Consider the following 22,979-nt stretch of genomic DNA (forward strand, 5'->3'; position numbering starts at 1 on the left):
CGGGTAACCCGGGTGGGAGCCGGTTACACCCTGGCGCACGCCCGTAGAACACCTTCGCACGAAGGGTGGCCACGGGCACCTCCAGCGCCCGCCCGGCGGGTCTTCCTCAGTCGTTCGCCCGACGGCCCGCACGGTCGGTGGACGGTGCGCCGGGGCGCAGCATCTGGCTGGTGGCCAGGTCGCGGTAGAGGGGGTTGTGGGCGAGCAGTTCCTCGTGGTCGCCGGCGGCGACGCTGCGGCCCTCATGGAGCACGACGATGCGGTCGGCGTGCTGCACGGTGGAGAGGCGATGGGCGATGACCAGCAGGGCGCATTCCTGGGCGATCTCCTTCATCACGCCGGTCAGCGCAGCTTCGTTGATCGCGTCGAGATGCGAGGTGGGCTCGTCCAGCAGGAGCAGCGCGGGGCGGGCGAGCAGGGCGCGGGCCAGGGCGACGCGTTGGCGTTCGCCGCCCGAGAGGGTGCTGCCGCGTTCACCGATGACGGCGTCCAGGCCGCCGGGCAGCCGGTCGACGAGTTCCTCCAGCCGGGCCAGCGCGAGGACCCGCCGCACCTCGGCCGCCGGGGCGTCGGGGACGGCGTAGGTGATGTTCTCCCGCAGGGTGCCGTGGACGACATGGGTGTTCTGGTCGACCACGGCGATGCGCCGGCGGCAGGCGTCGCGGCCGAGCTCGGCGGCGGGCCGTCCGTCGAACAGCACGGTTCCCGCGTCCGGTTCGTAGAACCCCGCCACCAGCGCGAAGACCGTGCTCTTGCCGGCTCCCGACGGGCCCACCAGGGCGACGTGCCGGCGGTGGGGTACGGCGAAGGTCACGCCGGACAGCACGGGACGGTCCGGGTCGTAGCCGAACCGGACGTCGTGCAGCGCCAGCGCGGGCCGGTCGGCGGGCACGGACGGTACAGGCCGGTGGCGGGGGCGCGCCTGCGCGACCGGCGGCCCCGTGTGCTCAACGGGGAGGCGCAGCGCCTGGTCGACGCGCAGGTATGCGCCCATGCCGCGCTGGACCAGACCCACCGCGTGGAAAACGCAGGACAGCGGCAGGACGAGATACGAGGCGTACAGCAGGAACGCGACGAGATCCCCGAGAGAGCCGGCGTGACCGCTGACCCGCAGGCCACCGACGACGAGCACGATGAGGAAGGAGCCCTGGACGGCGAGTTCGACGGCGGGACTCATGACGGAGGCGAGCTTCGCCGTGCGGACCCCCGCGTCGTAGGCCTCCTGGACCCGGCCCCCGATGCGGGCGGCCTCGCGGTCCTCGGCGCGGTGCACCCGGACCATGGGCAGGGCGCCCAGGGCCCGCTCCAGGTCGGCGGCGACGGCACCGACCGATTCCTGCATGTGCTCGGACGCTTTCCGCAGGCCCTGGAGCAGCGAGGTGACCAAGGCAGCGGCGACGGCCACGGTGAGCGCGACCAGAAGCAGCAGCAGCGGGTCGAGCCACGCCATGAGGATCACCGCTCCGGCCGCGACGAGGCTTCCGGTCACCAGGTCGACCAGGGCCTGCGAGACGACCTCGCGCAGCAGCGTGGTGTCGGCGGTGACCCGGGAGATGAGGTCGCCGTTGCGGTGGCGGTCGTACTCCCGCATCTCCAGCCGGAGCAGCCGCCCCACCAGGCCGAGCCGGAGCTGCCGTACGACGCCCTCGCCCATCCGCTCCAGCAGGAAGCGCCCCGCCGACCCGATCGCCGCCTCTGCGAGGAACAGTGCGCCGAGGAGTGCCAGCAGCGGCCAGATGACCTGGCCGCGGCCGCTCGCGTCCACGGCGTGCCGGGCCACCAGCGGCTGGACCAGTCCCAGCGCGGAGCCGGCCAGCGTGAGCGCGGTGGCCACGGCGGCGGCGGTCCGGTGCCCGGCGGTGAGCCCGTACAGCGTGGCCACGGCCGCGCGGGTCGACCGGTCCTCGTCGGCGGCCTCGTCGTCGGACCTTAGGCCCGCGACCGTGCTGCCCGCCGCCGGCCCGGTGTCCGCAGCCACGCCGCCGCTCATCGGTCTGCCGGCTCGACGGCCACCAGCCGGGCGAAATAGCCGTCGGGCAGGCCCTCGCCCACGGCGCGGCCCTCCGCTTCGATCCAGGCATGCGCGGTGAAGGGCGGGACGACGCGGACTCCGGTGCACCAGGTCGGCCACGTCCCCCTCAGCCGGCACAGCAGAGCGGCCCCCAGGGAGCGCGGCAGGCACCCCTTCGGGCCGGCGCAGCGCAGGCTGGCGGCGCACATGGCGTCGCGTGCGTCCTGGGCCTGCGCGGTGGTGGCGGGCGCGGCCCCGCGGCGCAGGAATGCGAGGACGGCGCGGATACGGCGCGGCGGCAGCAGGGCGAGCCCGACGGCGGGGAGCAGCACCAGGCGGGCGGCCAGCCGACGGCCGAGCGGCACACCGGTGGGGCGTTCCAGCGCGCTGGGTGTCGTCATGAGGCCAGCCCCGCCTCACGCAGATGACGGACGAGCGCCTCCACGTCCCGCTGGGCCTGTGCCCGGTCGATGTCGAACTCGCGGACCAGTGCGGCGGTCGCGTCCGCCTCCTCGCCGCCGTCGAGCAGGGTACGGACCACAAGGGTGGCGGTCGGGTTCAACTCCCAGTAGGTTCCGGCTCGTTCGTCCAGCAATACGGTGCCGTAGTCGGTCTCGGCCGTGGAGATGTGCGCGTCGAACCGCAAGGGCATGTGCTCGCCTTTCTGACGGGGTTCTCAGGGAGTACGGGCACGGCTGTGGGACAGCCCCCGCAGCCACACCTCGGCGGCGATGGTTGAGTAGAGGATGGCGTCGGAGAGGCCCGGTGAGGTCGGGCGCTGGGCGAGGCGGCGCAGCTCGGCGCCGTCCACCAGGCCCAGCGCCTCCAGCCGTGAGCCCTCCCACAGGGCCAGCAGGTCGCCGCGGTGCCGGCGCAGTCCGTCGGCGGCGTCCATGGCGGCCGTCGCCTTGTTGGCCCGCCGCAGGCAGTCGTCGGGCACGATTCCGCGCATCGCGGCGCTCAGGACGGGCTTGTACTGCCAGGGAGTGACGCGCTCGCTCGGACGGACGGCGAGGAACGCCTCGATGACGTGGTCGTCGAAGAAGGGGGAGGCCATCGGCAGGCCGGCGCGCGCCGCCATCCGGTCCCACTGCCGGATGACGCGGGTGCACGAGCGGATCTGCTCCAGGTCGGTGTGCAGTCCACGGTCCGGGTGCAGCGGCGAGGCCGTGGCCGCCGCGTCGAGCAGTGCCCGGCGGGCCATCCGCTCGGCCTCGGGGGTCACCCAGTCGAACAGGCGCGGGGCCATGCCCCAGCCGAGACTCGTCGCGACGGACGAGGGCAACGGGCCACGCAGCCGGCCGGCTCCGTCGGCGAGCCACTTCCCGTACGGCCGGGAGTCGGCGAGGGCGCGGGCCGTGCCGCCCAGTGGCCACTGCCACAGCGCGCGGTACCCGCGCAACTGGCGTAGGGCGAACAGCGGACGGGTGCGCAGCAGCCGGTGGTAGTACGCGTCGGAGCACCATGCCACGTGGTCGCCGCCGATTCCGGTCAGGTGCAACCGGCTGCCGCGTGCGGCGAGGCCAGGCAGGTGGTGCAGGACCCGGGAGCGGTCCATGACGCCGATGGTGGGCTCGTCGAGGAGGTCGTTGATGCCGAGCAGATCCTCGTAGACCAGCGGCGAGGCGTCGGCGTCCCACACCACGTGCTCGACGTCCGGGAGGTGCTTGATGGCCCGCTGCGCCCACTGCAGGTCGGTGTCCGCCGGATCGCGGCCCGGCCAGGTACTGGCCACCACGTGGGCGGGGGAACGGTCGGCCAGGAAGCAGATGGAGGTGGAGTCCAGACCGCCGGACAGATCGCAGCTCACCACGCCGCCCTGCCGGGTCCGCGCGCCCACGGCCTCCTCCAGCGCCGTCCGGATCAGGGGCGCCGCCTCGGCGAGCGGCCGCACCGGCTCCGGCGGCGTCCACCAGCGGGTGTGCCGTGCGGTGCGCCCGTCCGCGGCGACGATCACGGCGTCCTGCGGGGGCACAGCGGTGACCGGGCGCCACAGGGAGGTTTCGAACAGGGGGTAGGGGGCCGGCCACAGCAGCCGGACGGCCAGCTCCTGCGGATCGGGGTCGAGGCCGAGCGCGGCGGCGAGCGTGTCGGCGCGGGTGGCGGCCACCCGGACGCCGTCGATCTCCGTGTGGAAGACCAGCCGCAGGCCGGAGGCGGTGCCCTGGACCCGGACCTGTCCGTCGAGGGCGGCGACGAGGTGGAAGCTGCCGGGGAGGGAGCGGGTCGGCGCGTCGAGTTCCGTCAGATCCCTCAGCCGTGCGGCCATACGCCGGAGTTGCGCCGAATCGACGGGGCAGCAGCCGATGACGGCGAGGGTGGCACTCCCGGCGCTCGCGGTGACGATCTCGTCGTCGTGCCAGTGGCCGACCAGCCAGGGCCGGCCCGACGCATGCGCGAGGGTCCGGCTACCGGGGCGGGCGAAGGAGCGGGCCACGGCGGCCGCGTCCTCGCGGTCCGGAAAGACCGCGAAGTCCGCGTCGCCGGGGCCCGTCCCCGCACTATCGTGCAGTTCAGTCATGACGTCGGGTCAGTGCCGTCGCCCGTCAGTTCTTGCTGAAGATCACTCGGTCGTTGCCGGAGCGCTGAAGGAGCCCCGTCTCCTTGCGGAACGTACCGAGCCGGACGAGCGTCGGCGCTTCGTATGCCTTCTTCATGACTACTCCTCACTGCGGTGGTGTCCCACTCCCCGGGTGGGCAGCGGGCGCAGCACCAGCTAGCTGCGGAACGTGAGAAAGGCGCAAGAGGCGGCCTGAAAGTATGACGGTATGAAAAGGCAGATGCCTCTGGTCTGACGTCGGCGCACGTGCCGGGCGCGAGAGGGTGCGCCTGCTGGCGATTTGCCGTACGCGTGCGCGAAGAAACGTTCCCATCTGTGTCTCGCTCTGAGCGGAGCGTACCGCGCACAAAATCCGGGGAGGGAGCCGCCGGAGCGCGCGGCCCGGCAGTCGGCACGCACCATGTCCGGCGCCGGCGGGGCCGGTGGGCGGCTTGCTCAAAGAGCTTGCCGGGCGGTGAGGATCCGGGGGCCGTCCTCCGTGATCGCCACCGTGTGCTCCACGTGAGCCGCGCGTGAGCCGTCGTTCGTACGCAGGGTCCAGCCGTCCGCCGCCGCGTGGTAGTCGTCCCGGCCGCCCGCGATGAGCATCGGCTCGATGGCGAGGGCCATGCCATGGCGCAGCGGCAGGCCGCGCCTCGGGCGGCCCTCGTTCGGGACCCCTGGGTCCTCGTGCATACGGCGTCCGATGCCATGGCCGCCGAAACCGTCCGGGATGCCGTAGCCCGCGGCGCGGCACACCGTGCCGATCGCGTGGGCGATGTCGCCGATGCGGTTGCCGACCACCGCCGCCTCGATGGCCGCCGCCAGGGCCCGCTCCGCCGTCTCGATCAGCCTCACGTCCGCCGGGCGCGGCTCGCCGACCACGAAACTGGTCGCCGAGTCGCCGACCCAGCCGCCCAGTTCGGCGCCGCAGTCGATGGAGACCAGATCGCCGTCGCGCAGCCGGTAGCCGGTCGGGATGCCGTGCACGATCGCGTCGTTCACCGAGGCGCAGATGACGGCAGGGAAGGGGACGGGGGCGAAGGAGGGGCGGTACCCGAGGAAGGGCGAGGACGCCCCGGCCCCGCGCAGCACCCCGCGGGCCACCTCGTCCAGCTCCAGCAGGGAAACGCCCACGTCGGCGGCGTTTCGTACGGCCGTCAGGGCGCGCCCGACCACCTGTCCCGCCTCGTACATGGCGTCGATCGATGTGTCTGTCTTCAGCTCCACCATGCCAATTACTATACCGGTATTAGAATGACGGCATGGTGCGCACCCCTCTCACCCCCGAAGAGCGCGAACGCGGCGAGCGGCTCGGACGGCTGCTCCGCGAGGCCCGCGGCGGGCGGAGCATGACGGACGTCGCGGCGGACGCCGGGATCTCCGCGGAGACCCTGCGGAAGATCGAGACGGGCCGGGCCCCGACGCCGGCCTTCTTCACGGTCGCCGCGCTGGCCCGCGCGCTCGGCCTCTCGATGGACGAACTCGCCGGGGCCTGCGCGCCGCTCGCGGTATGAGTCCGCCAAGAGCTGCCCCCGCGCACGTCACGTTCCGGCAGGCGGGGCGTACTCTGCGTCCCGTCGGAAAACTTCTCGTAGCGCTCCTGTAACACGGCTCGTGTTGTCTAACGGACCGGAGTGCTCCGGTCTGGCAGGAGTTGGGCGATGGCTGTGGATCAACTCCCGGGCCGGGTACGGGAGTTCGTGAACTACCTGAACGGCCTGCTGGCGCGTCTGGATCAGGGCGGCGGCTGGTGCGCCGTCTTCTGGCAGCGCGACCCCGAAGGGATGCGGGCCTGCCTCGAAGGGCGTGAAGTGCCGCCCTGGGACGTGGTGGAGGCGCTTCTGCAGGACCTCGCGGCGGAGTACGGTCCGGCTGCCGCCGCCCAGGAGAAGGAGCGGGCGCGCGCGCTGCACACCGCCGCGCTGTCAGCGCACGACGCCCGGCCCGGCGGCCGGGACGCGCTCGGTGACCGGCTCGACGTGATGCTCCGCGAGCAGCGCTACGCCGCTGAACGCCAGGCGGAACTGGGCCGTCGGCTCGCCTCCGCCGCCACCCGGCAGGAGGCCGACGCCCTCCGCCTCGACCTGGCCTGGGCCCGCGACGACCACGAACGGGCCACCGCCCGCTGCGCCGAACTCCGCGCCCGGATGGCCGACTTGGAAAGCCGCACGGCGGACGGCAGGGCGGCGGCGATCCGCCGGGCCCGCATCCCGGAAGGCGCGGTCTACCGCATCGACAGGGAGTTCCCCCCGGACGAGCCGCCACCCACGGACGGCGACGAGACCCACAGCCAGGGCTTCCCGCACCAGCGCGGCGCGTACGACGCGGGTCCCGCAGCCGGGTCACGGGAGCGGTTCGAGGCGGGCGCCTCGGGCGCCACCCAGCCGACCGACTCGCATGACGGTGGCCCTGCGTGGGCCCGGAGCGGCCCGTACGACCACGGTGTTGCAGAGGGGCAGCAGGGCGGTCGCGTTGAGGGGGCTGCCTCCGGCGCGGGGGCGGCGGGGGCGGGTAGCGGTTCGTACCGGCGCGGCCTCGCGGAGGGGCAGCCGGACGGCCCCTTCGAGGCGGCTGCTTCCGGTGCGGCGCGGTCGTATGAGCCGCGTGACCGTGGTCGCGCGGGGGTGGGGCAAGGCTCGCACGGGTCTGCGGTGGGCAGCGGTTCGTATGAGCGCGGTGTGGGGCAGCCGGACGGCCCCTTCGAGGCGGCTGCTTCCGGTGCGGCGCGGTCGTATGAGCCGCGTGACCGTGGTCCCGCGGGGGTGGGGCAAGGCTCGCACGGGTCTGCGGTGGGCAGCGGTTCGTATGAGCGCGGTGTGGGGCAGCCGGACGGCCCCTTCGAGGCGGCTGCTTCCGGTGCGGCGCGGTCGTACGAGCCGCGTGACCGTGGTCCCGCGGGGGTGGGGCAAGGCTCGCACGGGTCTGCGGTGGGCAGCGGTTCGTATGAGCGCGGTGTGGGGCAGCCGGACGGCCCCTTCGAGGCGGCTGCTTCCGGTGCGGCGCCGGTGTACGACCATGGCCCCGCAGGGTCGGGGCAAGGTCCGGCAGGGGCGCGCGCAGGTGCCGTGGACCAACGGTCCGGTGCCCGCGGTGCGGCGCAGCCCCGTGGCCCGTTCGAGGCGGCGCGTCCCGTCTCGTACGAGCCCCAGCCGCACGCCACCCCCTCCAGCGTGGCGCAGCCCGCCCCTGAGCCCCCCGCCCCCAAACAGCGCAAGCGCCGTCGAGGCGGTGCGCGGTTCGCCGGGATGGTCGAGGAGCAGGCCGCCCCCGTCGCCGTACCGCCGACCGCCGCGCCCGTGCTGCCCGCTCCGAAGGCCACCGGCCGTGTCCTGCGCGGAGCGCGGTTCGCCGGGGCCGCCGAGGTGGCGGAGCAGCCGCAGCAGCCGCAGGCCGAGCCCTTGGACGCGGCGGGGCCGCGGGAGGTCGTCGTGACCGTCGAGCGGCTGGTGCGGCTGCGCGCCGAGGGGCGCAGCGGCGAGGCGCACGCCCTGCTCGTCGACGCCGCCCACTGGCCCGCCGCCCGGTTCCCGCTGCTCGCCGCGGAACTGCAGCGCGCCGGGCTCGGCGCCGACTGGGCGACCCTGCTGTGGGAGGCCGCCTCGCTGCCCGCCGACCGGCTCGTGGCCGCCGCGGACGCCCTGGTCGCGGCCGGGCGCGGCGACGACGGTGAGCAGATCCTGCGGCAGGGCGTCGCCCGGCCCGCCGGCGAGATCGGGCAGTCCGTACTGGCACTGTCCGGCGAGGGGCGCGAGCGCGAGGTGCGCGCGCTGCTCGACGCATACGTCCGCGTCCGCACCCCCGAGGAGGCGGCCCGCAGCGCCGAGCCCGACCCGGGAACCCTGGTGCCGCTCCTCCTGGAGGCCGCGCAGGGCGTCTCCGAAGAGCGACACTGGGATCTGGTGCACGCCCTCCGGGTCGCCGGCTTCACCGCCTGACACACCCCGACCACCCGTCCCACCGGCCCCTGCGCTCCTCCACAGGAGTGCGAAACGTGATCGACTCCGCGGGTTAACGGCGATGGTCTTGGCAAGGCTCTCCCGGAGGCTTACGTTCATCCCTCTACGGCCTGTTCTACGGGCGTAGAGGCTCTGACGACCCGCCGAAGGAGCAGCTCATGGCCAACGTCGTTCGTGCCGCTCTGGTCCAGGCCACCTGGACCGGCGACACCGAGTCCATGGTGGCGAAACACGAGGAGCACGCCCGCGAGGCGGCCCGTCGGGGTGCGAAGATCATCGGCTTTCAGGAGGTCTTCAACAGCCCCTACTTCTGCCAGGTCCAGGAACCCGAGCACTACCGCTGGGCCGAGCCGGTGCCCGACGGGCCGACCGTGAGTCGTATGCAGGACCTCGCCCGCGAAACGGGCATGGTGATCGTCGTGCCGGTCTTCGAGGTCGAGCAGTCCGGCTTCTACTACAACACCGCCGCCGTGATCGACGCCGACGGCACCTTCCTCGGCAAGTACCGCAAGCACCACATCCCGCAGGTCAAGGGCTTCTGGGAGAAGTACTACTTCAAGCCCGGCAATGTGGGGTGGCCGGTCTTCGACACCGCTGTCGGGAAGGTCGGCGTCTACATCTGCTACGACCGCCACTTCCCCGAGGGCTGGCGCCAACTCGGTCTCAACGGCGCCCAGTTGGTCTACAACCCCTCCGCCACCCACCGCGGTCTCTCGTCCTATCTCTGGCGGCTGGAGCAGCCCGCCGCGGCCGTGGCCAACGAGTACTTCGTCGCCGCGATCAACCGGGTCGGCGTCGAGGAGTACGGCGACAACGACTTCTACGGGACCTCGTACTTCGTCGACCCGCGCGGCCAGTTCGTCGGCGACACCGCGAGCGACAAGACCGAGGAACTCCTCGTCCGCGACCTCGACTTCGACCTGATCGAGGAAGTGCGGCAGCAATGGGCGTTCTACCGTGACCGACGACCCGACGCCTACGAAGGACTGGTGCAGCCGTGACCGACCTCTACGCCCGCCACAAGTCGGTACTGCCCGACTGGCTCGCCCTCTACTACGAGGACCCACTGGAGATCACGCACGGCGAGGGCCGTCACGTCTGGGACTCCGACGGGAACAGGTACCTCGACTTCTTCGGCGGCATCCTCACCACGATGACCGCGCACGCGCTGCCCGAGGTCACCAAGGCGGTCAGCGAGCAGGCCGGGCGGATCCTGCACTCGTCCACGCTCTACCTCAACCGCCCGATGGTCGAACTCGCCGAGCGCATCGCCCAGTTGAGCGGCATCCCGGACGCCCGTGTCTTCTTCACCACCTCCGGCACCGAGGCCAACGACACGGCCCTGCTGCTCGCCACCACCTACCGGCGCAGCAACACCATCCTGGCGATGCGCAACAGCTACCACGGCCGCTCCTTCAGCGCGGTCGGCATCACCGGCAACCGCGGCTGGTCCCCCACCTCGCTGTCCCCGCTGCAGACCCTGTACGTCCACGGTGGCGTCCGCACCCGCGGCCCGTACGCCTCCCTCAGCGACGACGACTTCATCGCGGCCTGCGTCGACGACCTGAAGGACCTGCTCGGCCACACCCGCCCGCCGGCCGCGCTGATCGCCGAGCCCATCCAGGGCGTCGGCGGCTTCACCTCCGGGCCGGACGGCCTGTACGCGGCCTTCCGCGAGGTCCTCGCCGAGCGCGGCATCCTGTGGATCGCCGACGAGGTGCAGACCGGCTGGGGCCGCACCGGCGACCACTTCTGGGGCTGGCAGGCACACGGCCAGAGCGGACCGCCGGACATCCTCACCTTCGCCAAGGGCATCGGCAACGGCAGCTCCATCGGCGGTGTCGTCGCCCGCGCCGAGATCATGAACTGCCTGGACGCCAACAGCATCTCGACGTTCGGGGGCACCCAGATCACCATGGCCGCGGGCCTCGCCAACCTCAACTACCTGCTGGAACACGATCTGCAGGGCAACGCCCGGCGCGTCGGCGGGCTGCTGATCGAGCGGCTGCGGGCCGTGGCCGCCCAGGTCCCGCACGTACGGGAGGTGCGCGGCCGCGGCCTGATGCTCGGCGTCGAACTGGTGAAGCCGGGCACCGACGAGGCCGACCCGGACGCCGCGTCCGCCGTCCTCGAAGCGACCCGCGCGGACGGGCTGCTCATCGGCAAGGGCGGCGGCCACAACACCAGCGCCCTGCGCATCGCCCCGCCCCTGTCCCTGACGGTCGCGGAGGCCGAGGAGGGCGCCGCGATCCTCGAACGCGCTCTGAGGAGCGTCACGCAGTAGTGGACTGAGCAAGGGAAGACCGCCATGACCACCTTCGGGACCCCCGAACCCGCCCTGTCGGTGCGCCAGGTGCTGACCCTGGAACGGGTGCTCGCGGGGGAGCCCGAGGTGGTGGCCGGCGCGGCCCAGCTCGACCGGCCGGTGCGCTGGGTGCATGTCGCCGAGGCACCCGACGTGGGCGTCATGCTCAGCGGCGGCGAGATGGTGCTCACCACCGGAGTGCTGCTCGCCGGCGACGAGGAGAAGCAGGCCGAGTACATCCGGTCCCTGCACCGCGCGGAGGCCGCGGCCGTCGTGCTCGGCCTCGGGCGGGCGTTCCCCTCCCCGCCGGACGTGATGCGCCGGGCCGCCGAGCGGTGCGGGCTGCCCATGGTCGTCCTGCACCGCCCCTTCCCGTTCGCGGAGCTGACGGAGGAGGTGCAGGCCCGGCTGGTCCGGCGGAAGTTCGCCGCCGTGAGCCTTTCGGAGTCCGTCCGCACAGCGCTCACCGGACTCATCACCGCGGGCGCCCCGCTGCAACGCCTCCTCGACGAGATCGCCCAGCACAGCGCCTGCCCGGTCGTCGTCACCAACCTCGCCCACCGCGTCCTCGCCACTGCGGGGGAGCGGCCGGCGGTGGACGACGTGCTGCGCGACTGGGAGCGCATCGCGCGGCAGGCCGGCGGCAGCGAGGGCGACGGCTGGATCCGCGCCGAACTCGGCGGGCGCGGCGAACGCTGGGGACAGATCATGCTGTGCGGCTACCGCGGTGACACCGCCACCGGACGCCTCCTCGCCGACCGGGGCGCCGAGTCCCTCGTGCTGCACCGCATGCTCGGCGGAAACTCGGCCCACACCTGGGAGGAGCAGTCCGCGCAGAGCCTGCTCACCGACCTGGTCAGCGGCGTCGTACCGGCCAGGCAACTGCTGCCACGCGCGCGTGCCGCAGGGCTCCCGGTCAACCGGCGCACCTTCGTGCCGCTGGTCGTGCGGGACGGCGAACCGGCCCAACTCGACCGGGTGCTGAGGATGTTGGGCCTGCCCGGCCTCGTCGCCGAGCTGGCCGACGCGGCCACCGCTGTCCTGCTCAGCCTCGCCCGCGACCAGGACGCCGAGGCGCTCGCCACGCACTTCGCGGCAAGGCTGCGGACGGAATCGGGGTCGACGAAGGCCGTGGTGGCCGCCGCCGACCCGCGCACCGCCTGGGACGACGTGCCCGCCGGACTGCGCGAGGCCCAGCACGTCGCCGACGCCGTCGCCGACTCCTCGGCCGCCCTCGACCTCCCGGCCGTCGTACGCCTCAGGGACGTACATCTGCGGGGCCTGATCCGGCTGCTGCGGGACGATCCGCATGTGCAGTCGTTCGCGGAACGGGAGCTGGACGGGCTGCTGTGCGCGGCCGACGAGGACCTGCTGTCCGTGCTGCGCACCTATCTCGCCACCGGCCGCAACAAGTCCCGCACCGCCCAGCTCCACCACGTCTCCCGGCCCGCGCTCTACCGCCGCCTGGAGGCCATACAGGGCCGTCTCGGCGTGGACCTCGACGACTTCGAACAGGCCGCCTCGGTGCACATCGCGCTCCTCGCGCACGACGCGCAACAGGGCTGAAACATGCCACGACCTGGGAAAACGGCGGTGAAACATGGGCTCGGAAGAGGGTGACACCGTGGCACGCGCAAGGCCCGCAGACGTGACAGCGTGCAACTCAAAGCCCGTTTTCGGACTTCCTAGTCTTCTCGCACACCGAGCGACCGGAGGTCCCGATGAGCAGAGTGATTCGTGCCGCCCTCTTCCAGACCGCGTGGACGGGCGACAAGGAGTCGATGATCCAGGTACACGAGCAGGCGGCCCGGGACGCGGCCGCGCAGGGCGCTCAGGTCCTGTGCTTCCAGGAACTGTTCTACGGGCCCTACTTCTGCCAGGTCCAGGACAAGGCGTTCTACGAGTACGCGGAGGCGATCCCGGACGGCCCGATCGTCAAGCGCTTCCAGGCGCTCGCCAAGGAACTGGGCATCGTCCTGATCCTGCCCATGTACGAGGAGGAGCAGCCCGGCGTCCTCTACAACACGGCCGCGGTGATCGACGCGGACGGCTCGTACCTCGGCAAGTACCGCAAGCACCACATCCCCCAGGTCCCGGGATTCTGGGAGAAGTTCTACTTCCGCCCCGGCAACCTCGGCTGGCCCGTCTTCGACACCAAGGTCGGGAAGATCGGCGTCTACATCTGCTACGACCGCCACTTCCCGGAGGGCTGGCGGGCCTTGGGCCTCGCGGGCGCCGAGATCGTCTTCAACCCGTCGGCCACCTCGCGCGGACTGTCCGCCTACCTCTGGCAGCTGGAGCAGCCGGCGGCGGCCGTCGCCAACGAGTACTTCGTCGGCGCGATCAACCGGGTCGGCGTCGAGGAACTGGGCGACAACGACTTCTACGGGACGACGTACTTCGTCGACCCGGAGGCCCAGTTCGTCGGCGAGGTGGCGAGCGACAAGGAGACCGAGCTCGTCGTCCGCGACCTGGACCTGGCCAAACTCCGCGAGGTCCGCGACCGCTGGCAGTTCTTCCGAGACCGCCGTCCCGACGCGTACGCCCCGCTGACCGCTCCCTGATCGCCGCCGAGTGCCGCCGCGGGCCCGGTGCACGGAGATCGGGCCTGCGGGGCACAAGGGGCCTTCAGCACCGTCGTCCGTCATAAGGAGAGGGAGAATGAGCAGCCGTACCGTCATCCGTGGTGGCCTCGTGATCACCGCGTCCGACGAACTCCACGCCGACGTCCTCATCGAGGACGGCCGCATCGCCGCCCTCGCCGCGTCCGGCACCCCGGCCGCGGAGGCCTGGACGGCCGAGCGGACCATAGACGCCACCGGCAAGTACGTCATCCCGGGCGGAGTCGACGCCCACACCCACATGGAGCTGCCGTTCGGCGGCACCTTTGCCTCCGACACCTTCGAGACCGGCACCCGGGCGGCCGCCTGGGGCGGTACGACCACGATCGTCGACTTCGCGGTGCAGAGCGTCGGCCACTCCCTGCGCGAGGGCCTCGACGCCTGGCACGCCAAGGCGGAGGGCAACTGCGCGATCGACTACGCCTTCCACATGATCGTCTCCGACGTGAACCAGGAGACGCTCAAGGAGATGGACCTGCTGGTCGAGGAGGGCGTCACCTCCTTCAAGCAGTTCATGGCCTACCCGGGCGTCTTCTACTCCGACGACGGCCAGATCCTGCGCGCCATGCAGCGCTCCGCCGAGAACGGCGGCCTCATCATGATGCACGCCGAGAACGGCATCGCGATCGACGTGCTGGTCGAGCAGGCGCTGGCCCGCGGCGAGACCGACCCCCGCTACCACGGCGAGGTCCGCAAGGCCCTGCTGGAGGCCGAGGCCACCCACCGCGCCATCAGGCTCGCGCAGGTCGCCGGTGCCCCGCTCTACGTCGTGCACGTCTCGGCCATGGAGGCAGTGGCCGAGCTGGCGCGCGCGCGTGACGAGGGGCTCCCCGTCTTCGGCGAGACCTGCCCGCAGTACCTGTTCCTGTCCACCGACAACCTCGCCGAGCCGGACTTCGAGGGCTCGAAGTACGTGTGCAGCACGCCGCTCCGTCCCAAGGAGCACCAGGCCAAGCTGTGGCAGGGGCTCAGGACCAACGACCTCCAGGTGGTCTCCACCGACCACTGCCCCTTCTGCTTCGTGGGCCAGAAGGAGCTCGGCCGGGGCGACTTCTCCAAGATCCCCAACGGTCTCCCCGGCGTCGAGAACCGCATGGACCTGCTCCACCAGGCCGTCGTCGAGGGCCATATCTCCCGCCGTCGCTGGATCGAGATCGCGTGCGCCACCCCGGCCCGTATGTTCGGCATGTACCCGAAGAAGGGCACCATCGCGCCCGGCGCGGACGCGGACGTCGTCATCTACGACCCGAACGCCGAGCAGGTCATGTCCGTCGAGACCCACCACATGAACGTCGACTACTCGGCCTACGAGGGCAAGCGCACCACCGGCCGGGTCGAGACGGTCCTCTCGCGCGGCGAGGTCGTCATCAACGAGCGGGAGTACACCGGACACGCCGGGCACGGCGTCTACACCCCGCGCTCCACCTGTCAGTACCTCAACTAGGAGTGGCGCCCATGGACTTCGGACTCGTCCTGCAGACCGACCCGCCGGCCTCGAAGGTCGTCAGCCTGATGAAGCGCGCCGAGCGCAACGGCTTCACCTACGGCTGGACCTTCGACTCCGCCGTGCTGTGGCAGGAACCGTTCGTGATCTACAGTCAGATCCTGTCGAACACCACGAAGCTGACGGTCGGCCCGATGGTCACCAACCCCGGCACCCGCACCTGGGAGGTCACCGCCTCCACCTTCGCCACCCTCAACGACATGTTCGGCAACCGCACCGTCTGCGGCATCGGCCGCGGCGACTCCGCGATGCGCGTCGCGGGCCGCAAGCCCAACACCCTGGCCCGGATCAGCGAGGCCATGAAGGTCATCCGGGCGCTGGGCCGGGGCGAGGAGGCCGACCTCGGCGGCACGGTGATCAAGTTCCCGTGGATCAAGCCCGGTGCCGAGCTCCCCGTCTGGATGGCGGCGTACGGCCCCAAGGCCCTGAAGATGACCGGCGAGGAGGCCGACGGGTTCATCCTGCAACTGTCCGACCTCTACCTCACCCAGTACATGGTGAAGGCGGTCAAGGACGCTGCCGTCGCGGCCGGCCGTGACCCCTCCGACGTCAAGATCTGCGTCGCCGCCCCCGCCTATGTCACCGAGGACGACTCGCCCGAGGCGCTCGCCCACGCACGCGACCAGTGCCGCTGGTTCGGCGGGATGGTCGGCAACCACGTGGCCGACCTGGTCTCCAAGTACGGCGAGCACTCCGCCCAGGTCCCCGAGGAACTCACCGACTACATCAAGGCCCGTGAGGGTTACGACTACTCCCACCACGGGCGCGCCGACAACCCGGACACCCAGTTCGTACCCGACGAGATCGTCGACCGGTTCTGCGTCATCGGCCCGGTCGAGAGGCACATCGAGAAGCTGAACGCGCTGCGCGAACTGGGCGTCGACCAGTTCGCCGTCTACGACATGCACGACGCGCAGGAGGCCGTGATCGACGCGTACGGGTCACAGGTGATCCCGGCCGTCAACGGCTGAACCGACAGCTGCTGCTCAACTCCCCGTCCCCCCACTCCAGTTCTCCCCTCCCCACCTCCCCGGGGAGGGGGCCGGAGACCCCCGCACGGCCTTTCCGGACCCACCCTTCATTGATTGGCCTGCCCATGACCGACACCGCTCCCACGGCCATACCGCCGACAGCCCAAGTCACCCTCGCCGACGGGCGGGTGGAGATCGCCCCCGGCTCCCCGCTGCCCAGCGGCCCGTACGCCAACGAGGACCTGCTCCCGGTCCCGGTCGAGAAGCGCACCTGGACCACGTACAACTTCTCCGCCCTGTGGGTCGGCATGGCCCACAACACGGCCTCCTGGACCCTGGCCTCCGGTCTGATCGCCGTCGGCATGGACTGGAAGCAGGCGGTTCTCACCATCGCCCTGGCCAATGTGATCGTGCTGATCCCGATGCTGCTCACCGGGCATGCGGGACCGAAGTACGGCATCCCCTTCCCGGTCTTCGCGCGCGCGTCCTTCGGTATCCGGGGCGCCAACCTCCCCGCCGTCGTACGGGCGTTGGTGGCGTGCGGCTGGTTCGGCATCCAGACCTGGATCGGCGGCGAGGCGATCTACTTCCTCGCCGGGAAGCTGATCGGCAACGGCTGGTCCGATGCCGGGAAGGTCGGCGGGTACGCCTGGACGATGTGGCTGTCGTTCGCCCTCTTCTGGGTCATCCAGGTCGCCATCATCTACCGGGGCATGGAGACGATCCGGCGCTTCGAGAACTGGGCGGCGCCCTTCGTCATCGTCGGCGCGCTGGTGATGCTGATCTGGATGAGCAACAAGGCCGGCGGCTTCGGCCCGCTGCTCGATCAGCCCTCCAAGCTCGGCTGGGGCGGCGGCTTCTGGAAGCTGTTCTGGCCGTCCCTGATGGGCATGATCGGCTTCTGGTCCACGCTGTCGCTGAACATCCCGGACTTCACCCGCTACGGGAAGTCGCAGAAGGCGCAGACCTGGGGTCAGGCGCTCGGCCTGCCCACCACCATGACGCTCTTCGCGCTGCTGTCCGTGCTGGTCACCTCCGGTTCGCAGGCCGTGTACGGGCAGACGGTCTGGGACCCGGTCCAGCTCGCCGCCAAGACGGACAACGTCTTCGGCCTGCTGTACGCGCTGGTGACCGTGTTGGTGGCGACCCTGTCCGTGAACATCGCGGCCAACCTGGTCTCACCGGCCTTCGACTTCTCCAACATCGCGCCCCGCAAGGTCAGTTTCCGGGCCGGCGCGCTCGCCACCTGCGTCATCGGCGTGCTGATCTTCCCGTGGAAGCTGTACTCCGACCCGCAGGGCTACATCTTCACCTGGCTCGGACTGGTCGGCGGACTGCTCGGCACGGTCGCCGGCATCCTCATCGCCGACTACTGGATCCTGCGCCGCGGCAAGCTCGACCTCGTCGACCTGTACCGGGCGGGCGGCCGCTACTGGTACGAGGGCGGCTGGAACTGGCGGGCCGTCGTCGCCTTCGTGGCCGGCGGTGTCCTCGCCATCGGCGGCGCCAGCTTCAAGCCGCTGATCGACGGGCGGCCCATCCCGGCGCTGGAACCGCTCGCCGACTACGGCTGGGCGGTCGGCCTCGGCACTTCGATGGTCCTGTACGTGGTGCTGATGCTGCTGCGCGGAAGGGACCGCATCGAGGCCTGAGCCTGCGCCTTGGGAGGGCAGCCGGTCCTACTGGCTGCCCTTCAGCGCGGTCACGGCGTCCCTCGCCGCCTCGATCGCACCCTTGTTGATCTCGTCCGTGCTGGGCGCCTTCTTCGTCTCGAAGTCGCTGCCGTTGTACGTGACGACCACCAGCACGTTGGAGACCTGCGCGAACACCATGCCCTCGCGGGTCTGCTGCTTGTCCTCGGTGGTGAGGTTGACGACGGAGTAGGCCTGGTCACCGAGTCCGGGAACCGCCCCTCCGCCGCTCTTCTCCGTAATTCGCTGCTTGTAGGTGCTCTGTGCCGCTTCGTCCGAGTTCATGACTTCGAAGGAGACGTCGAGCCACCGGTAGTCGTAGCCCTTGAGCGCGTTCCAGGAGCAGGTGCGGCGCAGTTTCGCGTCCGTCGACTGGATTTCCTTGCCCGCCGTCTTGGCGCCCGGAACGAGCGCCTTGAGCGTCTTCTCCGCCACGCTGCCGCACGGCGCGGGGGAGGCGGCGTACGTCTTGGTCTGCGCGGTCGTGGACGGGGCGGAGGCCGACTGGCTGCCGGTCTGCGGAGCGTCCTTGTGCTCGGCGGTCGGCGTCGCCGCGGGGCCGGACGTCAGCGCCCAGCCCGCCGCGGCCAGCACGACGACCGGGGACAGACGCGCGGTCAGAGCGAGCGGCAGAGGAAAATCGCGCACGGCACACTTTTCGGTGGGGGACGGTGTGCGGAGGTGGTCCGCACTGCGGACGGGGCGCCAGTCTCACATGAGTCCCTGTGAGACGGAAGTGTCAACTCGCTCCGTGGCCGCGCGGTTACTGTTCAGTCGGCATCGCCGGGCATCCGGCGCGGCCGGCCGGCGGTGACGAGCCGGATGCCGTCATGCCGCTCGACCTCGACGTTCTCCCAGCCGTCCAGTACCGCCCGGACGCGGTCGGGGTCGGACCGGGAGCTCACCAACACCAGTCGGCCGCCCGGCATCAGCGCCCGCGCCAGATTGCGGAAGGCCGCAGCAGGGTCCGGGAAGGACAGCATGCCGCCGCGGCTGACGATCACGTCGTAGCCGCACGGCGGGAACGGGTGGACCTGCGCGTCCGCCACCTGGTACGAGGCGTTCGCGACCTTCTCCGCGGCCGTCAGCTTCTGGGCCGTGCGCAGCAGCGGCGCCGAGATGTCGACGCCGACCGCGTACCCGCGCGAGGCCAGCCGGGCGGCGATCCGGGTCGTGGTCCCGGTGCCGCAGCCGATGTCGAGGACCCGGTCGGCGGGCTTGATGCCCGCCGCCGCGAACAACGCGGCGTCGACGCCGTTCCAGGGGTGTGCCTGCCGGATGTCGGCGATCACGGTCATGACGTCTCCCGGGCGGCGTGCAGGCCGAACGAGCTCTCCAGGCGGTCCACGGCGGCGAAGGCTCCGTAAGAGACCAGGTGAACGAGGCAGTGGTCGGTGTGCTCCGGTCGCCGCCAGGCCGTCACGTCCTCCGGCGTGATGCGGTACGGCGCCAGGGCGGCCAGCAGCGCGAGCCGCGCGCCGGGGTGCTCCCGGCGGTCCGGGAGTGCGGCCCAGGCGAGAGGCGGGTGCGAGCCGTCCCAGTCCCACAGGGCCTCCCGTACGAGGGCCTGCTCGTCGGCGTCGAGAAGGCCCGCGCCGGCCGCGGTCGCCGACCGGAGCGCCGCGTACGCCGGGCCGACGGTCGTGCCTGCCGCCCATGCCGGTCCAGGGGCCGGATCGTCGAGGAGGGCGAGAGCCGCGCCGGGCACGGCGGTGCGGCGTACGGTACGGGCGAGCGAGCGGCCCGCGAGGCTCCGTACCGCGCGCAGCCGCTGCGCGTTGCCCGGCAGCAACTGCTCGGTCAGCAGGGCCGAGACGATCCGGTTGATGAAGTGGAAGGCGAGCGCGGTGCCGATGTAGGCAGGGGCGTGCTCGCTCGGGAAGGGGTACGGCATCAGGCCGGCGCCCGGCACGCGCGTGTGCTGCCCCCAGGCGAGCACACGCGCGTGCTCCTCGCGCTCCGGCCGCTCACCCCGGGCCAGCCGTTCCGCGAGGGCGTGGTCGCCGGTGGCGTGCAGCAGGACCGTGTGCGCGTCCACGCAGAACGGGCACTTGTTGGCGCGCGACACCCCGTAGGCCGCCAGCTCCTTTCCGGTGCGGCTGCCCGCGCCGGCGATCAGCGACTCCCGCATCAACGCCCAGGTGGGGGCGAGGATTTCGGGGGCGGAGGACAGCACCACGAAGGTGGCCGCCCTGTCGATGCCGAAGTCGCGAGCGAGCTGCTCGTACACCTCGGCGACAAGGCCGGTGGCCGCCTTGGGCGGCAGCGGTTCGGTGAATCGGAAGGGTGTGGACATGGGCAGCAGCGTGCGCCTCGGGGGCGAGCGCGGTCGTCGTACGGCCGAAGACAGTCCGCACTGCGACCGCGGGCGCGGCGGGACCGGGCACTACTGCGGGAGGAGTAGCAGGAGAGCCGTCCACAGGTCTGACGCCGTTGTCGGTGGCGCCGTCTACTGTGCGTGCATGGGCGGGCACGCGGTCTCACGCAGGTACCTCGCCGACGTGGCCCTCGCGGTCGTGGTCGGCGCCCTCGTCATGACCACGGCCGCCTTCGACTCGGACACCACCGCCGTCGACTACGCGCTGATCGCGGTGAGTTCGGCCGCCCTGGCCTTCCACCGTGCCGCTCCGCGGGCGGTGCCGGCCGTGGCGGCGGTGAGCGGTGGTGCGTACGTCCTGCACGCCCACCCGGGGCCTGTGTCCGCGCTGCCCGTGTTCGCGGCCGCGCTCGGGGCGGTCCGCCTGGGGCACCGCGGGTACGCGGCCGCCACGAGCGGGGTGTTCCTGGCGGCCTACTTCGCGACCGGGCCCACGACCCAGCAGGTGGTCGAGCGAACCGCGCTGCTCGCGGGCTGGTTCCTGTCCGCGGTGGTCGCGGGCATGGCGGACCGCAACTGGCAGGCGTATCTGCGCCAGACCGAACAGCGCGCCCTGGAGGCCGAACGCACGCGGGAGGAGGCGGCCCTGCGCCGTGCGGGCGAGGAACGCCTGCGGATAGCCCGCGAGTTGCACGACTCGCTCACCCACAGCATCTCGATCGTCAAGCTCCAGGCGGGGGTCGCGGTGCATCTCGCCCGCAAGCGCGGCGAGGAGATACCGCCCGCGCTGCTCGCGATCCAGGACGCCAGCGGCGAGGCCATGCGCGAGCTGCGCGCCACCCTGGAGATCCTGCGCACCGACGAGCCGACCGGCACGCCCGCGCTGCTGGTGGAGCGGGCCTGCGCGGCGGGACTCGCGGTGGAGCTGACGGTGACCGGTGCGGAACGGCCGCTGGCGGCGACGGTCGACCGCGCGGTGTACCGCATCGTCCAGGAGGCCCTGACCAACGCGGCCCGACATGCCGGAGCAGCGAAGGTCAACGTCCAACTCGCCTACGGTGACGACGACTTGACGATACGGGTCGAGGACGACGGCACCGCCGACCCGGACCGTCCACCCGCGCCCGGAGTGGGGCTCACGGGCATGCGCGAGAGGGTGACGGCGCTCGGCGGGACCCTGCACACAGGCCCGCGCGCGGAGGGCGGCTTCGAGGTGCGGGCCCGGCTGCCGCTGGGGGAGACGGGATGATCCGGGTCGCCCTCGTCGACGACCAGGCCCTCATGCGCGCCGGATTCCGGGCGCTGCTGGAGGCCGAGGACGGCCTGGAGGTGGTCGGCGAGGCGGCCGACGGCGAACGGGGCCTGGCACTGGTGCGCGCGCAGGTGCCGGACGTCGCGCTGATCGACGTACAGATGCCGGTGATGACGGGCATCGAGGCAACCCGGCGGATCGCGGCCGACCCCGCCCTGTCCGCCGTACGCGTCGTGATCCTCACCAATTACGGCCTCGACGAATACGTCTTCGAGGCCCTGCGGGCGGGCGCCAGCGGCTTCCTCCTCAAGGACACCGAGCCCGCCGACCTGCTCCAGGCGATCGAGGTCGTGGCCCATGGCGAGGCCCTGCTCTCCCCGTCGGTCACCCGTACCCTGATCGGCGAGTTCGTCTCGCGTCCACCGGACCGGTCGACGGCTCCCGGCCTGGACTGCCTCACCCGCCGCGAACGCGAAGTGACGGCCCTGGCGGCGCGGGGCCTGTCGAACGAGGAGATCGCCGCCCACATGGTCATCAGCCCCCTCACGGCGAAGACCCATGTCAGCCGGGCGATGACGAAACTGGGCGCACGGGACCGGGCCCAGCTGGTGGTGTTCGCGTATGAGTCGGGGCTGGTGGCGCCGCGGGGCGGGGATCACCGGTTCGAGTGATCGCCGTGCCGGACCGTCCTGGGGGCCGCCGGCAACCCGTCGCGCCCCGGCAGGGGCGCGGGGAACTGCGCGACCAGCCCTCACCGGCCCGCGGTGTCTTCCCCGCACCCCAGCGGAGCGCTTACGCGGCCGTGCCGCCCGCGTAGTCGCTGTTGAACGTCGTCTCGACCGTCGTGGCCACCGACTGGGCCACCCCGGTGCCCGTGAGGATGATGCCCAACTCACGGTTGCCGGACAGCGAGTTGCTGCTGATGTTCATGGAGCCCGCCTCCACCTCCTGGGTGGACAGGCCGTAGTCGGCGACCATGGCCTTGGCGTGGATGTAGAAGCCGTTGGGGTCGGAGTACCCCACGACCTTGCCGCCCGCAGCCTCTATCTCGGAGACCTCGCTGGAGTAGCTGGAGGGACTCTCCAGGACCACCCGCACGGTCACGCCCGCCTTCGCTCTCGCCGCGATGGCGTCGACCACCGTGCTGTCGCTGAACTCCAGTTCCTCGACGTCGAGTGTCTTCGTGGCGGCGTTGACCACGGACAGCAGCCGGTTGCGGGAGTCGGTGGGCGACCAGAGCAGGTGGTCGCCGTCGGTCGGGGTGATGGAGGTGCCCGCGTAGTCGGCGTTGAAGACCTTCTCGATCGCGGCGACGTCACGGGTGTCGTCGGTGAAGACACCGTAGTCGCGGCCCGTCGCGTAGTACTGCGAGGTGAGATTGCCCGTGAGGACCAGCGACTTGGTGGCGTCCACCGTGATCGTCTTCTGGTGGGTGTAGACGAAGCTCGACGACGACCACACCACACCCACGCCCGCGTTCGTCAGGGCGGTGTACGCCGAGTTGTTGGCGGTCTTGTGCTGGCGGTCGAGGATCACCCGCACCCTGACGCCCTTGTTCTCCAGCGCGATGAGGTCGTTGACGGCCGTGGTGTCCTCCAACTCGTACATGGTCATGTCGAGGGAGGTGGTGGCCGAGTCGATGAAGTCGTAGATGTTCGGCTGGCTGCCGCTCTGGGAGAAGGCGAACGCGGTGTAGCTCGCCGCGTTCGCGGGGACGGCGGTGGTGACTACGGCGGCGCCGGCCGCCAGGGCGACACCTGCGCGCCCGATGACCTTCCACAGCATGTGTGACTCCTGGTCGAGTTGTGC

General features: G+C 71.7%; 21 protein-coding genes. 11 read left to right on the forward strand and 10 right to left on the reverse strand.

Going from position 1 to position 22,979, the window contains the following annotated elements:
* Nucleotides 1–106: 106 nt before the first annotated feature.
* From ABD355_RS00780 to map, 6 genes are all read right to left on the reverse strand, one after another.
* On the reverse strand, nt 107–1,978 hold the full coding sequence (locus tag ABD355_RS00780) for an ABC transporter ATP-binding protein (RefSeq protein WP_425585688.1): 1,872 nt from the start codon (nt 1,976–1,978) through the stop codon (nt 107–109).
* A gap of 8 nt (nt 1,979–1,986) precedes the next feature.
* Nucleotides 1,987–2,412, reverse strand: coding sequence for a lasso peptide biosynthesis B2 protein (locus ABD355_RS00785; protein ID WP_344397968.1), 426 nt, complete (start codon nt 2,410–2,412; stop codon nt 1,987–1,989).
* Complete coding sequence (locus ABD355_RS00790) at nt 2,409–2,663, reverse strand: lasso peptide biosynthesis PqqD family chaperone (protein WP_344397969.1); 255 nt, start codon at nt 2,661–2,663, stop codon at nt 2,409–2,411. Before ABD355_RS00790 ends, ABD355_RS00785 begins: the two co-directional genes overlap by 4 nt.
* 24 nt (nt 2,664–2,687) lie before the next feature.
* Nucleotides 2,688–4,532: a lasso peptide isopeptide bond-forming cyclase gene (locus ABD355_RS00795; RefSeq protein WP_344397970.1), complete on the reverse strand. Its 1,845-nt coding sequence runs from the start codon at nt 4,530–4,532 to the stop codon at nt 2,688–2,690.
* A 25-nt stretch (nt 4,533–4,557) separates the two neighbouring features.
* Nucleotides 4,558–4,668 carry a keywimysin-related RiPP gene (locus ABD355_RS00800; RefSeq protein WP_344397971.1) on the reverse strand — a complete coding sequence of 37 codons (111 nt, stop codon included), beginning with the start codon at nt 4,666–4,668 and terminating at the stop codon, nt 4,558–4,560.
* A gap of 338 nt (nt 4,669–5,006) precedes the next feature.
* Nucleotides 5,007–5,783 carry a type I methionyl aminopeptidase gene (gene map / locus ABD355_RS00805; RefSeq protein ID WP_344397972.1) on the reverse strand — a complete coding sequence of 259 codons (777 nt, stop codon included), beginning with the start codon at nt 5,781–5,783 and terminating at the stop codon, nt 5,007–5,009.
* A 32-nt stretch (nt 5,784–5,815) separates the two neighbouring features.
* Between map and ABD355_RS00810 the strand changes: the two genes are divergently transcribed.
* From ABD355_RS00810 to ABD355_RS00850, 9 genes are all read left to right on the forward strand, one after another.
* The gene (locus ABD355_RS00810) at nt 5,816–6,067 is read left to right on the forward strand and encodes a helix-turn-helix domain-containing protein (protein ID WP_344397973.1); all 252 of its coding nucleotides are present in this window, start codon (nt 5,816–5,818) and stop codon (nt 6,065–6,067) included.
* A 147-nt stretch (nt 6,068–6,214) separates the two neighbouring features.
* Nucleotides 6,215–8,488 (forward strand): hypothetical protein, encoded by a 2,274-nt coding sequence (locus tag ABD355_RS00815; protein ID WP_344397974.1) that lies wholly within the window; start codon nt 6,215–6,217, stop codon nt 8,486–8,488.
* Nucleotides 8,489–8,667: 179 nt separating this feature from the next.
* Complete coding sequence (locus ABD355_RS00820) at nt 8,668–9,510, forward strand: nitrilase-related carbon-nitrogen hydrolase (protein WP_344397975.1); 843 nt, start codon at nt 8,668–8,670, stop codon at nt 9,508–9,510.
* Nucleotides 9,507–10,793, forward strand: coding sequence for an aspartate aminotransferase family protein (locus ABD355_RS00825; protein ID WP_344397976.1), 1,287 nt, complete (start codon nt 9,507–9,509; stop codon nt 10,791–10,793). Before ABD355_RS00820 ends, ABD355_RS00825 begins: the two co-directional genes overlap by 4 nt.
* A 24-nt stretch (nt 10,794–10,817) precedes the next feature.
* Complete coding sequence (locus ABD355_RS00830) at nt 10,818–12,380, forward strand: PucR family transcriptional regulator (RefSeq protein ID WP_344397977.1); 1,563 nt, start codon at nt 10,818–10,820, stop codon at nt 12,378–12,380.
* Between the two features lie 155 nt (nt 12,381–12,535).
* Complete coding sequence (locus tag ABD355_RS00835; protein WP_344397978.1) at nt 12,536–13,378, forward strand: nitrilase-related carbon-nitrogen hydrolase; 843 nt, start codon at nt 12,536–12,538, stop codon at nt 13,376–13,378.
* Nucleotides 13,379–13,475: 97 nt separating this feature from the next.
* Entirely contained in the window at nt 13,476–14,879 is a 1,404-nt protein-coding gene (gene hydA / locus ABD355_RS00840; protein WP_344397979.1) for a dihydropyrimidinase, read from the forward strand.
* An 11-nt stretch (nt 14,880–14,890) separates the two neighbouring features.
* Nucleotides 14,891–15,910: a TIGR03842 family LLM class F420-dependent oxidoreductase gene (locus ABD355_RS00845; protein WP_344397980.1), complete on the forward strand. Its 1,020-nt coding sequence runs from the start codon at nt 14,891–14,893 to the stop codon at nt 15,908–15,910.
* Nucleotides 15,911–16,035: 125 nt separating this feature from the next.
* Entirely contained in the window at nt 16,036–17,562 is a 1,527-nt protein-coding gene (locus tag ABD355_RS00850; RefSeq protein ID WP_344397981.1) for an NCS1 family nucleobase:cation symporter-1, read from the forward strand.
* Nucleotides 17,563–17,589: 27 nt separating this feature from the next.
* On the opposite strand, the gene ABD355_RS00855 is transcribed toward ABD355_RS00850, so the two are convergent.
* The 3 genes from ABD355_RS00855 to ABD355_RS00865 all read right to left on the reverse strand — a co-directional run bounded on the left by ABD355_RS00855 (nt 17,590) and on the right by ABD355_RS00865 (nt 19,897).
* On the reverse strand, nt 17,590–18,249 hold the full coding sequence (locus ABD355_RS00855; RefSeq protein WP_344397982.1) for a hypothetical protein: 660 nt from the start codon (nt 18,247–18,249) through the stop codon (nt 17,590–17,592).
* Nucleotides 18,250–18,371: 122 nt separating this feature from the next.
* On the reverse strand, nt 18,372–18,899 hold the full coding sequence (locus ABD355_RS00860; protein WP_344397983.1) for a class I SAM-dependent methyltransferase: 528 nt from the start codon (nt 18,897–18,899) through the stop codon (nt 18,372–18,374).
* The gene (locus tag ABD355_RS00865) at nt 18,896–19,897 is read right to left on the reverse strand and encodes a carboxymuconolactone decarboxylase family protein (protein ID WP_344397984.1); all 1,002 of its coding nucleotides are present in this window, start codon (nt 19,895–19,897) and stop codon (nt 18,896–18,898) included. Before ABD355_RS00865 ends, ABD355_RS00860 begins: the two co-directional genes overlap by 4 nt.
* A 166-nt stretch (nt 19,898–20,063) precedes the next feature.
* Between ABD355_RS00865 and ABD355_RS00870 the strand changes: the two genes are divergently transcribed.
* Nucleotides 20,064–21,167, forward strand: a complete 1,104-nt coding sequence (locus ABD355_RS00870; protein ID WP_344397985.1) for a sensor histidine kinase — start codon at nt 20,064–20,066, stop codon at nt 21,165–21,167.
* On the forward strand, nt 21,164–21,841 hold the full coding sequence (locus tag ABD355_RS00875) for a response regulator (protein WP_344397986.1): 678 nt from the start codon (nt 21,164–21,166) through the stop codon (nt 21,839–21,841). The genes ABD355_RS00870 and ABD355_RS00875 overlap by 4 nt, the downstream gene beginning before the upstream one ends.
* Before the next feature lie 121 nt (nt 21,842–21,962).
* Here ABD355_RS00875 and ABD355_RS00880 read toward each other — a convergent pair whose 3' ends face one another.
* On the reverse strand, nt 21,963–22,955 hold the full coding sequence (locus ABD355_RS00880) for a phospholipase D-like domain-containing protein (protein ID WP_344397987.1): 993 nt from the start codon (nt 22,953–22,955) through the stop codon (nt 21,963–21,965).
* Between the last annotated feature and the right edge of the window lie 24 nt (nt 22,956–22,979).

This window comes from Streptomyces longisporus (assembly GCF_039532765.1).
In the GTDB taxonomy this organism is placed as follows: Bacteria; Actinomycetota; Actinomycetes; order Streptomycetales; family Streptomycetaceae; genus Streptomyces; species Streptomyces longisporus.

Excerpts from the sequence above, each read along its gene's own strand:
- ABD355_RS00820 (WP_344397975.1), top strand. The coding sequence starts at position 8,668 with ATGGCCAACGTCGTTCGTGCCGCTCTGGTCCAGGCCACCTGGACCGGC.
- ABD355_RS00880 (WP_344397987.1), bottom strand. The coding sequence starts at position 22,955 with ATGCTGTGGAAGGTCATCGGGCGCGCAGGTGTCGCCCTGGCGGCCGGC.
- ABD355_RS00870 (WP_344397985.1), top strand. The coding sequence starts at position 20,064 with ATGGGCGGGCACGCGGTCTCACGCAGGTACCTCGCCGACGTGGCCCTC.
- ABD355_RS00875 (WP_344397986.1), top strand. The coding sequence starts at position 21,164 with ATGATCCGGGTCGCCCTCGTCGACGACCAGGCCCTCATGCGCGCCGGA.
- hydA (WP_344397979.1), top strand. The coding sequence starts at position 13,476 with ATGAGCAGCCGTACCGTCATCCGTGGTGGCCTCGTGATCACCGCGTCC.
- ABD355_RS00790 (WP_344397969.1), bottom strand. The coding sequence starts at position 2,663 with ATGCCCTTGCGGTTCGACGCGCACATCTCCACGGCCGAGACCGACTAC.
- ABD355_RS00865 (WP_344397984.1), bottom strand. The coding sequence starts at position 19,897 with ATGTCCACACCCTTCCGATTCACCGAACCGCTGCCGCCCAAGGCGGCC.
- ABD355_RS00860 (WP_344397983.1), bottom strand. The coding sequence starts at position 18,899 with ATGACCGTGATCGCCGACATCCGGCAGGCACACCCCTGGAACGGCGTC.
- ABD355_RS00830 (WP_344397977.1), top strand. The coding sequence starts at position 10,818 with ATGACCACCTTCGGGACCCCCGAACCCGCCCTGTCGGTGCGCCAGGTG.
- ABD355_RS00795 (WP_344397970.1), bottom strand. The coding sequence starts at position 4,532 with ATGACTGAACTGCACGATAGTGCGGGGACGGGCCCCGGCGACGCGGAC.
- ABD355_RS00810 (WP_344397973.1), top strand. The coding sequence starts at position 5,816 with ATGGTGCGCACCCCTCTCACCCCCGAAGAGCGCGAACGCGGCGAGCGG.
- ABD355_RS00835 (WP_344397978.1), top strand. The coding sequence starts at position 12,536 with ATGAGCAGAGTGATTCGTGCCGCCCTCTTCCAGACCGCGTGGACGGGC.
- ABD355_RS00850 (WP_344397981.1), top strand. The coding sequence starts at position 16,036 with ATGACCGACACCGCTCCCACGGCCATACCGCCGACAGCCCAAGTCACC.
- ABD355_RS00815 (WP_344397974.1), top strand. The coding sequence starts at position 6,215 with ATGGCTGTGGATCAACTCCCGGGCCGGGTACGGGAGTTCGTGAACTAC.
- map (WP_344397972.1), bottom strand. The coding sequence starts at position 5,783 with ATGGTGGAGCTGAAGACAGACACATCGATCGACGCCATGTACGAGGCG.
- ABD355_RS00800 (WP_344397971.1), bottom strand. The coding sequence starts at position 4,668 with ATGAAGAAGGCATACGAAGCGCCGACGCTCGTCCGGCTCGGTACGTTC.
- ABD355_RS00845 (WP_344397980.1), top strand. The coding sequence starts at position 14,891 with ATGGACTTCGGACTCGTCCTGCAGACCGACCCGCCGGCCTCGAAGGTC.
- ABD355_RS00785 (WP_344397968.1), bottom strand. The coding sequence starts at position 2,412 with ATGACGACACCCAGCGCGCTGGAACGCCCCACCGGTGTGCCGCTCGGC.